Genomic DNA, 11,333 nt, shown 5'->3' with positions numbered 1-11,333 from the left:
CATCTAATAAGAATCGCTTTATTATTTAGACGCTTAGCTTTTGCTATATCAATGTGAAGAACCAGATGAGTGTGATTACTCATTACAGCATAGGCGCAAATATCAATACAAAATATCCTGCCAAGTTGAAGTAGTTTCTTTTCAACCCAACCCCGCCTATGTTCATATGAACGACCCGTAAGTGGGTCTTGTCCACACAAATAAGCGCGACGAACGCAGCGTGAAATGCAGTGATAGTAAGGTGTGTTTGAAACGCTAATTAAGTTTCTACGCGGGGTTGCCATGCTCTTCTCCTCCTTGAGTTGAACAATACAAGTTTAGCCATAATTTTGAGAAGTGAGAAATTTTAAGTTGGATGTCTAGTTAGTCTTGTGGAAGTGTAGTGGTTAAAGTGGGTGTCTAGTTTTATGTTGAGGTTTTACTAAAAAGATAAAAGTGGATGTCCAAATAAGCTAAAAAATAAAAGTGGATGTCCATTTAAGTATTCAATTAAGTAGAGAGAATAAAAAAGCCAGTCGTAGACTGGCTTTTGGTAAGGAGGTGTTTAAGGGTTATTAGCTTGTCATAAGCCTTAAACAAATGTTTTTTATAGACGCTCAATTACAGCTTGAGTGAAGTCTGTAGTACCGTGGCTGCCGCCTAGGTCGCGAGTTGTACGGTCGCCTGATTTGATAACATCAGCAACTGCGCTGCGGATGCGCTCTGCAGTGTCGCCCATACCTAGGTGCTCTAGCATTTGGATAGATGCTAAGATCACTGAAGTTGGGTTTGCAAGGTTTTTACCAGCGATGTCTGGTGCGCTACCGTGTACAGCTTCGAAGATTGCTGCATCTTCACTGATGTTTGCGCCAGGAGCCATACCTAAACCACCAACAAGGCCAGCACATAGGTCAGACAGGATGTCACCGAATAAGTTTGTAGTAACAATTACATCAAACTCATCAGGAGTCATAACTAGTTTCATACAAGTTGCATCAACAATCATTTCTGTTGATTCGATTTGTGGGTAACGCTCAGCTACTTCACGTGCAACTTTTAAGAATAAACCAGATGTTGATTTAAGGATGTTAGCTTTGTGTACAGCAGTTACTTTTTTACGGCCTTCACGTACCGCTAGTTCGTATGCAAAAGTAACGATTTTTTCTGCACCTTCACGGGTGATTTTTGACATTGCTTCTGCTTCGTTACCATCTTCAGAAACCACTTGGCCAAGACCTGAGTACATACCTTGAGTGTTTTCACGAATAGTGATGATATCGATGTCGTCGTAACGAGCTTGTGTACCTGCGAATGATTTAACAGGACGAACGTTAGCGTAAAGGCCAAACTTTTTACGTAAAGTTACGTTGATTGAAGTGAAACCTTCACCAACCGGAGTAGTTAAAGGACCTTTTAAAGTGATCTTGTTACGCGCGATTGTGTCGATTGTTTCTTGCGGAAGTAACTCACCAGTTTTTTCTAGGGCAGCAAGGCCAGCATCAACGAATTCATAATCAAAATCGCAACCTGCAGCTTTAAGGATCTCAAGTGCTGAATCAATAATGCTAGGACCAATGCCGTCGCCTTTGATCACTGTGATGGTTTGTTTAGCCATTTACTTTTCCTATTTATGAGTAGATAAACACGTAAACTTATCGCGAAATAGCATGCGATTTACTTGTTAGAGGGTTTACGTGGATGTGTTTGAAAATTTAAGCGGCTTTTATAGCAATTTATTCAGCTTTTTGCCAGTTTATCCTGTGAATACTGACTATAAACAGACTAAAGTTCATATTTATTTAACGTTTTCGCACTTTTTAACATCACATTCTAAAAATTGTCTGCAAATTCACAGTTTTTCAGATATGCATAAAAATCTGCTTTTGATTGCCAACCAGCAGCCGATAAGCTGTCGAAAATAATCTGTTCTTGCCAACTACTAAATAACGCTTTGGGTTGAAAAACATAATAAGTAAATAGCTTAATTGCGACCCAATGTTTTTCATTGATATCGAGAGTTTGTTTTTTATGTTGCTCACTACCAAGTAAATACTGTGTCCAACTGTTATCGCCAATCAGTTGATTTAAATACGCCGTTAGTGGCTCTTGGTTTAAGTGACTAACGCCAAACAAACAGGCAAGTGGTGGGCTTATTACCTGTTCTTCGGCCTGCTCAAATACAGTTTTACGAGAAATACTGGTTGCTTGATGTTCGCAAAGGTATAAAACATAGGCATATAAGGGCAAAGTAACTTGCTCAAATTGAATAGAATCGGTGTGCTTAAATAGCGCCTGAATAATGCGTACCATATTCTCAAGGCGCTTAGAGATATGCTGAAAAAGCGGGTGAGAGGTGGTTGCAACCAAGCGTTGAAATAATACTTTTTGGATAATCGCAGGGGCGTTATCGTACCCGACCATAGATAAACAATGGCGCAAGTCTTTAGCTCTTTGCTGCTCTTTATTATAGGGTTTAGAGGCAACAGTAAGCTGGGTTATCAATTCAGGGTAGGGACTTAAAAGTTTATTTAAGCCACGGTAGCTATATTCTTGCGATACTTTTAAAGAACTAATTAGCTCTAAATAGTGCTGCCTTCGCTGCTGATTTATTGGCTGTGACTCAGCAAAGTTAATGTTTTCACTAAACCAAACTGTGTACAGCAAACGAGTGTCTTTACAATGTCTTTGTTTGTCAAAAATAGTTAAGCTCGCTTTAAAGCGATGCCAACGAATTTTTTCAGGGCGGCTGGCATCAACCAATATATGGCGGCCGTGTTCATCTGTGGCTAAATAAATAAGTATTTGTTCGGCATACTTTACTTCACTGGCCGGAATGTAAGGGCCAATATGCGCAATCAGTGCTTTTATAGCATTTTGGGCAAATTCATTAGGGGTGCGTAAATAAATATCAGCTAAGGCTTTGTGCACACTAATGTGACCACCCGACTCCCGGTAAGTCGTATTCATGGCAATAATATTAGCCAAAGCAACTAAGGTTGTTGCGCCATCGTAAATCATAATTTTCGGCGCGCTTAAGAGTGCTTGCTTATATTTATTTAAACGCGCTAATAAATGCTGAATAGAAAGCGTATGTGGGCCTGAGTCTTTTAGTAACTTTGCTGCTAATTGGTGGCGACACTGCCAAAGCTTCTTATCTTGAGCCGTCAGGGTCTGTCCTGCCGCTAACTTATTACTTTGTGATTGCACGCAGAGGTAATTGGCTAAACAGCAGCTAATAATTTGTTCGCTAATGGCTTGGTTGTAGTTTAGGCTGCGGCACAAAATGCAGGCTACAACACATTGGTTTACAACTAAGTTTGTGGTGTAACCATGGTTCGGTACATACAAGCTTAGTTGTGCTTGCATACCTTTTGGGCAGGCTTGATACAGCAGGTAATAACGCTCAGCTAGGTTACTTAATAAAGGGAAAATTTGTGACCATTTTTGCTTTTGATGATAAAGCTTAAGTAGCTGGTGTGTACTATCAAATAAGCGTGCCAATTCCCGTGGCGTCACGTTTTCCATCATAAGCGGTTAGGTTTCTTGTTGATAGCTTTCATAGGCACTTGGCCCCCATAATACCAGCTGACCATTTTTAAATAGTAGGCCTGTGCATTCATCGATGGTGGTTATGCCATCAGATTTAACATGCTGAGTGCGGTAAAAAATAATCTGCCAAACATTGTCTTCGACTCGTTTTGCATAGGTTAGATCGGGGCTACCTAAATAATCAAGCACCGCATTCAGGTTTTCAGGCTTATCAATCGATAGTTTTGCGATATAGCGTTTATTAAAAGCTTCACGGTCTTGCCAGATCATGGCTTGCGGATCATCTTTATAAAAAGTGATCACTAGGGTTGCTATCAGTGCATAAACACCTAACCCAAGTACCAGATATTGGAAAACCTTTTTAAACATGTGTAACTCTATAAAACTAACGCGAATTTTCAGTATACGCTCAGTTGGCAAACTGCGCTACGAGATTGCGACTAATTGAGCCTTAACTGCTTTAAACTAAAGCCTAAGTTAATATCGGTACGCAGCATAACAAGGTTTTTTGAAATTACGAACATGTCCATTTCTGAACTCAGCTTACGTTTAAGAGTCGGGTTTAGCTCATCATCGTTCATGGCCGCTTCTATCGACTCATAATCGTTTATTAATTGCTGCGCCGACTTATTACCTATCCCTTTAACGCCCGGAATATCATTGGTTTTATCACCAGCTAAAGCCCAAAAATCAGCAAGCCGATGCTTTGGTACATCAAAGCGCTGCTTGATATCTTCAAGCTCAATATACTGTTTTTTGAAGTAATCAAATATTGCAATTTGCTCAGATAAAAACGGCAAAAACCCTTTATCTGTCGAAACGATGGTAGAAGGCACATTATTAGTTGCGGCCTTGTAAGCAAGAGTAGCAATTATATCGTCGGCTTCATCATTATCAGGTGAAAACACCACAATGCCAGTGTCTTCAATTGCTTGTTTAAAGCATGATAAGTTTTGCTTGAGGGTGTCAGGCATTGGTGAACGAGTGCTTTTGTAGGCCTCAAAGTAGTGATAACGCCAACTTCTTTCACCATCAAACACGGCAATCGCGTGAGTTGCATTCGTTTGCTGGCGTAACTTTTTGCAAGCATGTGCCACTCGGGCACAGCTTGCTTTTATCATATGTTCTTCACTGTGATGACTCTGATTACTATCAACAGCATAGATGCGCCTAATAAGATTTAGCGCATCTATTAAAAGTAATTGGGTTGTCACATAGGCTCCTGTTAGGCTTTGATCTCATAGCAAGGAATATACTTACTGCCAGGCAACTTCATTCGGCCTTGCTCAACAAATGCTGCCAGTAGTTTGTCCATATCAGCCATAAGCGCAGGTTCACCACTTAGCACAAAGCGGCCATGTTGTTTGATGGCTTGTAAGCCTTCGTCTTTAACATTATCAGCTACAATGCCTGAAAACGCACGGCGTAAATTAGCTGCGAGTTGCTGAGTTGGTTGATCTAAATGTAAATCTAAGCTCGACATATTAGCATGAGTTGGTGCAAACGGCTGTTGGAAATCATTATCGATTTTTAATGTCCAGTTAAAGTAGTAAGCATCGCCTTGGCTTTTACGGTATTCGCGTACTTCAGCCATCTTTGCTTTAAGCGTTTTACCAACTCGCTCTGGATCATCGATGATCACTTCAAACTTATCTAGCGCCGCTTTACCGAGAGTTTTCTCAACGAATTTACACAGCTCAATAAAGTAGTTTTCACTTTCTTTAGGGCCAGTAAGGATCACTGGTAAACATTGTTTTTCGTTATCTGGGTGTAGCAAAATACCTAAAAGGTATAACAGCTCTTCTGCGGTACCCGCCCCACCTGGGAAGATAATAATGCCATGAGCTGTACGAATGAATGCTTCTAAACGCTTTTCGATATCAGGCAAAATCACCAGCTCATTTACAATCGGGTTAGGTGGCTCAGCGGCAATAATACTTGGCTCGGTTAAACCTAAGTAACGATTATTCGTAATACGTTGCTTGGCATGGCCAATGGTTGCGCCTTTCATCGGACCTTTCATTGCACCAGGGCCACAGCCGGTACAAATGTTTAAGCCACGAAGGCCAAGCTCATAGCCAACTTGTTTGGTGTATTTGTATTCCACTTCGTTAATAGAGTGGCCGCCCCAACAAACTATCATGCTTGGATCACTATTTACTCTCAGTGCGCCTGCGTTTCGCAGCATATCGAATACCATATGAGTAATGGCTTTTTGCTCTGTTAAATCTTTTTCGTATTTTTGACAAATAAACAGAATATCGCGAATAACCGAAAAGATATGTTCATGAATACCGGTAATAATTTCGCCATCAACAAAGGCAGATTCTGGTGGATTTTCAAGTTCGATCTTAATGCCGCGTTCGCGGCTTAATAAGCGAATATCAAAGTCTTCGTATTTATTATAAATTTCTAAGCTTGAATCGGTGTGGCTGCCCACATTGAGAACCGCGAGCACACAGTTCCTAAATAATTTATAGCGCTCGCTGGTGGATGATTGTTCGAGTAGATCAACTTCTAGTTGCGATAGTAAATCCAGTACACCTGTAGGATTCAGTTGTTTTAACATAAGCACTCTCCCGGCTCGTCTATGAGCCTTTATCATTGTGTGTCAAAGACCTCACATACTAGATGAGACCTTTATTTGCTAATGCAAACTCTATTTCGTCCCTCGTTCTTGGCTTTGTATAGTGCTTCATCTGCACGGTCAAAGGCAATCAGCGGGGTATCACCTTTTTTCAACTGGGTTGCACCAAGAGAAATGGTGATTTCTACTTGCTTATTTTTAAATTTAAACGGAATGCCTTGAATTGTTTTGCGCAATTTTTCAAGTGGCACAGTGGCATTTTCAATCGACATTCCACTCATTAGTAACACAAACTCTTCGCCGCCGTAACGGGCAATAAAGTCTGATTTACGAATTGATTTTTGTAATGCTTTAGCAATTACTTGCAGTGTTTTATCACCGGCACTGTGGCCATATTGGTCATTGATTGATTTAAAGTGGTCTACATCAATCACTACAAAGGTAATGTCTGATTCTTGGACATTAAATAAGTTAAACTCATGATTAAAGCGTTCATCAAACGCTGCACGGTTTGGCAACTTAGTTAGGCCATCGAGTAAGCTTTTAAAGCGCTGCTCATTTAGGCGCTGCTTATAGGTCGAAAGCTTGGTTTCTAAATGACTAATGCGGCTATTAATATCGTTAAAGCTAGCGAGTAAGTTTTCGCGTTCTGTTTGTTCTAGCTTTTCTTTTGCGATTAAATCATCACTTAATGATTTTAATTCTTCTTCTACAAGCTCTTTAAGCGAAGAAATAGACGTCGCTTGCTGTGTTTGCGTATGCAGGTTTTTAATTTTGCTTTCGATTTGCTTGTTAAGCGTGTCGTATTCAGCGCTCAGAGATTCTGAATGCTTACTAGTAGAAACAATTGAATGATGTAAATCTTCGATTGTTTGATTTAATGAGATCAAAAAGCTTTGCGCTGATTGGCGCTCTTTGCTCATATTGCGCGTAACGATGCTGATAATATTCAGTGCAGAATCAAGCAGATCGTCAACACTATCATTTTGGGTTATTTTACTTTTGATAGTTTTAATTTGCTCGGCACTTTCATCTTCGAGGACTAAGTCATTGGCAAGAGAGAGCAGCTGTGTGGCAAGCTCTGGTCTTATTTGCGCCTCAGCTGTATTTGTTGTTGCAAGCTTGGCTTGTAAGGCTTGATGATAAATTAAAATCAGCTTTGAAAGTAGTGGCACAAAGTCATGATTAGACTGAATATTATTTAATTCGTGGTCAAGTAAGTAACGTAGCGAACGACGTGCATCTTCAGGCAAGCCTCGTACTTTTTGCAGCTGCTTGCCTGCGTCAGTGACGCTTTCATTTAGCTCACGTTGCAGTGCCATTTGCTTAGTTTCTTGTTGTTTTAACAGGCCAAGCACATCATCGATAAAGGGGGTGAGTAATTCGAATTTAACCCCTTTTTTAAGGGCATTTCTAAATTTCGCTAAACGATTGTCTAGTTCAATGTCTAGTCCTTTACAGCTTAGCGATAATTTCGCTGCAAACTGAGAAAGAACTTCAACTTGATGTTTGCGCGCATCTTCGACCACTGTTCGAGCGTCGATCGCTTGCTTTAACTTTTTATTAAGAACATCATGCTGTTGCTGCACCTAGTAATACCGCCATCAAAAATTCAAATTTCTATTAGCTAAGTTTACAACAAATTAATACGAAATGTAGGTTCCAAGTCAAAAACTTAGCTATTTTGTCTATCAAACTTGTTGCAATGGCTGTTTATCGGTTTTTAATTCACATTTTTTCTCGCAATTGTTAGGCTATTTCGCAATTTTGATAGTAATAAAAAGAGTTGTTATGAAAAAGTTTTTGGCAATGTCTATTCTGGCGGCCTGTTCTAGTAGTGCGTTCGCAGATGTGAACTACTCACTGTCTATCACTCAGCCTGAGCACCATTTAGGTAATGTTAGTGTTGAGTTTCCGCAAACTGCACAAGCACATTTAGATATTAAACTTCCAGCTTGGCGTACTGGCCGTTACGAAATTTTAAATCTTGCCAATGGTGTGCGCTTTTTCGAAGCAAAAGATGATGATGGTAAGGCTTTAAAGTGGGAAAAAATTGACCACAGCACTTGGCGTGTTCACTTAAACGAACCTACTCAAGTCAATGTAGATTACCAAGTTTACGCTAACGAGCTAGGTAAACGTGCTCGTCATATTGATGACAGTCATGCCTTCATTGATGCATCTGGCTTTTTCATGTTCAGCGAATCATTCCGCCAAGACCCAGTTAAAGTTGAGCTAAATGTACCAAAAGAATGGCGCTCAGTATCGGGTATGGAAAATGCGGGCTCTAAACACAGCTTTAAGGCCGCTGATTACGATATTTTAGTTGATTCACCAATCGAAACGGGTATCAATGAGCTACACAAGTTCACTGTTGATGGCCGTGAATATGAGCTCGTTATTTGGGGTGAAGGCAACTACGATGTAGATCAAATGCTAACTGACCTTAAAAAGCTAGTGACAACGGGCAACGTAATTTGGGATAACTACCCGTATGAGCGTTATGTGTTTATGGTACATGCTACGTCAGGTGCAGGCGGTGCAACAGAGCATTTAAACTCAACAATTATCCAGCGCCCACGTGACCGTTTTGGTTCTCGTAAAGATTACCTTGCGTTTATCAGCACCGCAGCTCACGAATTTATTCATACTTGGAACGTAAAAGCATACCGCCCTAAAGGTATTGCGCCGTATGACTATACAAACATTAACTACGCGAAAACATTATGGATTGCAGAGGGCTCAACCAGCTACTTTGAAGATCACTTAATGGTGCGCGCTGGCATTGAAACAACCGATGAGTTCTTCGGTACGCTAACGAAAACTGTTAATCGTCACTTACAAACACCGGGTCGCGAAGTACAAAGCGCAACTGAAACAAGCTTTGATAAGTGGATCAACCAAGGCGGCGATCATGCACGCAACTACAGCACCAATATCTATTTAGAAGGTGCATTGATTTCAATGGCGCTTGATATTGATTTGCTTGAAAAAAGCGATGGCAAAATCAGTTACCGCGACGTTCACCGCGCGCTTTATAACAAGCATCGTTTACCTGATGGTTTTACGCCAGATGATGTTAAAGCAATTTTAAAAGAGCTTACAGGTCGTGATTATAGCGCTTGGTGGCAAGCGAATGTGGATGAGCCAGCTGCTATCGACTTTGATGAGCTACTTGCAAAAGTAGGCTTAGGGTTAATTCGCCCTGAAGGCGCAAAATCAGTACCTAGTATTGATTCGTTTGCAAAAAACAGCGGTGAGTTATTAACCCTAACTCATGTTCGCCGTGGTGGCGCTGCATGGCAAGCGGGCTTAACGACTGATGACAAAATTGTGGCGTTTAACAAAAAGCATGTCGGTAAAGACCTAACAGCCAGCCTCGAAACGTTTAAAGCAGGCGACACAGTGACTGTTGATTTCATTCGACGCGATGCATTACAAAGCACAACGCTAACACTTAGCGAAGACTTTGATAAAGAGAAAAAGGTCAAAGCATTAAAAGATGCAACACCAGCTCAAATGGCATTGTTTAAAGCGTGGATGGGGGTTGACCACCCAAACCAGGCAAAATAATAGGCAAGCTAAATAAATCGTTAATGATTTTTTATTGGTAAGAGAGGAGCTGCGGCTCCTTTCTTTTTGTTCGGTACTAGCTGCGCTTTTACAAACTGCTTTGTGTACTTTGTGTTTAGTAGTGCACTATGAAGTTGCTGTTTTTTACGTCGCCAAAACGACTTTTTAACTTTGGTTGATCTATCCCGAATATCGCTTTGTGAATTATCGGGTTGTGACACTGGGTAGGGCAGCAAAGAGTATCCATAAACACCGGTTTCCCACACATGTTGTAAATCGCAGTCAACGGGGCGGCCAAATGTGGCTGTGGCTTTTAACAGCGCTTTTGCACCTTCAAAACTAACAGCAGTTGCACAGCAGCCAGACATAAGCTTTTTATGAATGACTAAGTGTTGCTCATCAGCAAGGTGTTTTGTAAAGGCAATTTCCCGACTTCGGTCTTTATAAGCGGCCAATTTTATTAGCTGCCAAGGCTGTTTTAATGTACTAATGTTTTCAATTGCACTGTGAATAGAGCGGTCGAGAACAAAGTCATCTTCTAAAATAATGGCGTAATCTAATTGCCTATCGACAATGGTTTGCCATGCTTTTCTGTGACTCAGGTAACAGCCAATTTCACCTTTACTCAAGGGCTTATGGTATTTTTTTAGGTTTAAATCAGCACTATAGTGCTTGGTTATCTCTGTATCAGACAGCTCTCTACCATCAATTGCATCAAGGCGTTCAAATGCCAAATTTTGTGCATTTAGCTCATGGCTAACACGGTTTAATCGTTCAGTAGAGCTTGCTAAGTTAATTACAAAAATAGCGGTCATTATCGTTACCTGATGGTCAGTTTGAATCAGGCTAACAAGCTTTAATGACGCTTGGGTGTCAGAACTATTTCGCTTTTATGTCAGGGCGAGGAGTATTTAAAATCGCTTGCTTTTCTTGTTCGGATAAAATGATCCAATCAAAAATTTCATCATTACTGCGACCACAGCCAGTGCAATAGCCTTTTAGGCGATGACATTGACCGATGCAATCTGTTTTAAATTGGCTGGTTGGTTTTTTTGATTTTGTCATAGTGATGTGAAGGCTAATGTAGCCTTCATGAGTGTATTACTTACCTTCAATTGGCTTACCAATTTCAAGAGTGGTAGACCAAGGCTGTTTGCGTGATAGGGTTTTACCCGAATGAATTGAGATAACAGGGTTGTTTTCGTCAAGCACAAACGTAGTGCGTAACGATTCAGCTGACTCTTTTTGTGTTTGATGCCAATTATTACCCGCTAAACAAGCTTGGGTAAAATTAACCGCACGGGTGTGATCAGCGACAGCTTGTTGCTGTTGCTCGTAGTTGCCTACACAGCGGTAGGTAACATTGTCTTTATCAAGCGCCGTGATTTGACAGTTATCGGCAATAAGATTGTATTTCGCTGTCCATGTTTCCATGTATTTAGTATTTACACGGCTACGTTTTAAGCCTTCAAAGCGGTTGTCGTAAGCACCTAATAGGGCGTTAATTTTCTCGCAAGGGGTTAAGTTATCAATGGCCGTTTGTTGTTCAGTTGTTAGTCCTGTACAACCTGTTAAAACAAGGCCAGTTAGTAAGGCGGCGAGTGGCTTTTTCATATCAGGCTATCCTTTTAAATAGCAGTTCCTT

General features: G+C 40.8%; 10 protein-coding genes and 1 pseudogene. 1 reads left to right on the top strand and 10 read right to left on the bottom strand.

Annotation, left to right across the window (positions count from 1 at the left end):
- The 7 genes and pseudogenes from AN394_RS22320 to AN394_RS12955 all read right to left on the bottom strand — a co-directional run.
- Nucleotides 1–284 (bottom strand): annotated as a pseudogene (locus tag AN394_RS22320) (transposase); the annotation flags it as partial.
- Nucleotides 285–586: 302 nt separating this feature from the next.
- Nucleotides 587–1,594, bottom strand: coding sequence for an isocitrate dehydrogenase (locus AN394_RS12980; RefSeq protein ID WP_054563906.1), 1,008 nt, complete (start codon nt 1,592–1,594; stop codon nt 587–589).
- A gap of 215 nt (nt 1,595–1,809) precedes the next feature.
- The gene (locus AN394_RS12975; protein WP_152968930.1) at nt 1,810–3,495 is read right to left on the bottom strand and encodes a hypothetical protein; all 1,686 of its coding nucleotides are present in this window, start codon (nt 3,493–3,495) and stop codon (nt 1,810–1,812) included.
- 18 nt (nt 3,496–3,513) lie between these two features.
- A complete protein-coding gene (locus AN394_RS12970; RefSeq protein ID WP_054563904.1) occupies nt 3,514–3,897 on the bottom strand; it encodes a DUF3192 domain-containing protein in 384 nt (127 codons plus the stop codon).
- Nucleotides 3,898–3,968: 71 nt separating this feature from the next.
- The gene (gene xni / locus AN394_RS12965) at nt 3,969–4,742 is read right to left on the bottom strand and encodes a flap endonuclease Xni (RefSeq protein ID WP_055021707.1); all 774 of its coding nucleotides are present in this window, start codon (nt 4,740–4,742) and stop codon (nt 3,969–3,971) included.
- Nucleotides 4,743–4,753: 11 nt separating this feature from the next.
- Nucleotides 4,754–6,097, bottom strand: coding sequence for a nucleotide 5'-monophosphate nucleosidase PpnN (gene ppnN, locus AN394_RS12960; protein ID WP_055021706.1), 1,344 nt, complete (start codon nt 6,095–6,097; stop codon nt 4,754–4,756).
- Between the two features lie 71 nt (nt 6,098–6,168).
- A complete protein-coding gene (locus AN394_RS12955) occupies nt 6,169–7,704 on the bottom strand; it encodes a GGDEF domain-containing protein (protein WP_055021705.1) in 1,536 nt (511 codons plus the stop codon).
- 202 nt (nt 7,705–7,906) lie between these two features.
- Here AN394_RS12955 and AN394_RS12950 point away from each other — a divergent pair, with 202 nt between their 5' ends.
- On the top strand, nt 7,907–9,688 hold the full coding sequence (locus AN394_RS12950; RefSeq protein ID WP_055021704.1) for a M61 family metallopeptidase: 1,782 nt from the start codon (nt 7,907–7,909) through the stop codon (nt 9,686–9,688).
- A gap of 20 nt (nt 9,689–9,708) precedes the next feature.
- Here the strand turns inward: AN394_RS12950 and AN394_RS12945 are convergent, their stop codons facing one another.
- The 3 genes from AN394_RS12945 to AN394_RS12935 form a co-directional block, all read right to left on the bottom strand.
- The gene (locus AN394_RS12945; RefSeq protein WP_055021703.1) at nt 9,709–10,503 is read right to left on the bottom strand and encodes a glycosyltransferase family 25 protein; all 795 of its coding nucleotides are present in this window, start codon (nt 10,501–10,503) and stop codon (nt 9,709–9,711) included.
- A gap of 64 nt (nt 10,504–10,567) precedes the next feature.
- Complete coding sequence (locus AN394_RS12940; protein ID WP_054563898.1) at nt 10,568–10,753, bottom strand: DUF1289 domain-containing protein; 186 nt, start codon at nt 10,751–10,753, stop codon at nt 10,568–10,570.
- Between the two features lie 36 nt (nt 10,754–10,789).
- Nucleotides 10,790–11,302 carry a hypothetical protein gene (locus tag AN394_RS12935; RefSeq protein ID WP_055021702.1) on the bottom strand — a complete coding sequence of 171 codons (513 nt, stop codon included), beginning with the start codon at nt 11,300–11,302 and terminating at the stop codon, nt 10,790–10,792.
- Between the last annotated feature and the right edge of the window lie 31 nt (nt 11,303–11,333).

Origin of the sequence: Pseudoalteromonas sp. P1-26 (genome assembly GCF_001401795.1) — a bacterium.
Classification (GTDB): Bacteria; Pseudomonadota; Gammaproteobacteria; order Enterobacterales; family Alteromonadaceae; genus Pseudoalteromonas.
The sequence above is the reverse complement of the archived record's forward strand: the minus strand, read 5'-3'. Positions and strand labels throughout refer to the sequence as shown.

Excerpts from the sequence above, each read along its gene's own strand:
- AN394_RS12950 (WP_055021704.1), top strand. The coding sequence starts at position 7,907 with ATGAAAAAGTTTTTGGCAATGTCTATTCTGGCGGCCTGTTCTAGTAGT.
- ppnN (WP_055021706.1), bottom strand. The coding sequence starts at position 6,097 with ATGTTAAAACAACTGAATCCTACAGGTGTACTGGATTTACTATCGCAA.
- AN394_RS12940 (WP_054563898.1), bottom strand. The coding sequence starts at position 10,753 with ATGACAAAATCAAAAAAACCAACCAGCCAATTTAAAACAGATTGCATC.
- AN394_RS12935 (WP_055021702.1), bottom strand. The coding sequence starts at position 11,302 with ATGAAAAAGCCACTCGCCGCCTTACTAACTGGCCTTGTTTTAACAGGT.
- AN394_RS12980 (WP_054563906.1), bottom strand. The coding sequence starts at position 1,594 with ATGGCTAAACAAACCATCACAGTGATCAAAGGCGACGGCATTGGTCCT.
- AN394_RS12970 (WP_054563904.1), bottom strand. The coding sequence starts at position 3,897 with ATGTTTAAAAAGGTTTTCCAATATCTGGTACTTGGGTTAGGTGTTTAT.
- AN394_RS12945 (WP_055021703.1), bottom strand. The coding sequence starts at position 10,503 with ATGACCGCTATTTTTGTAATTAACTTAGCAAGCTCTACTGAACGATTA.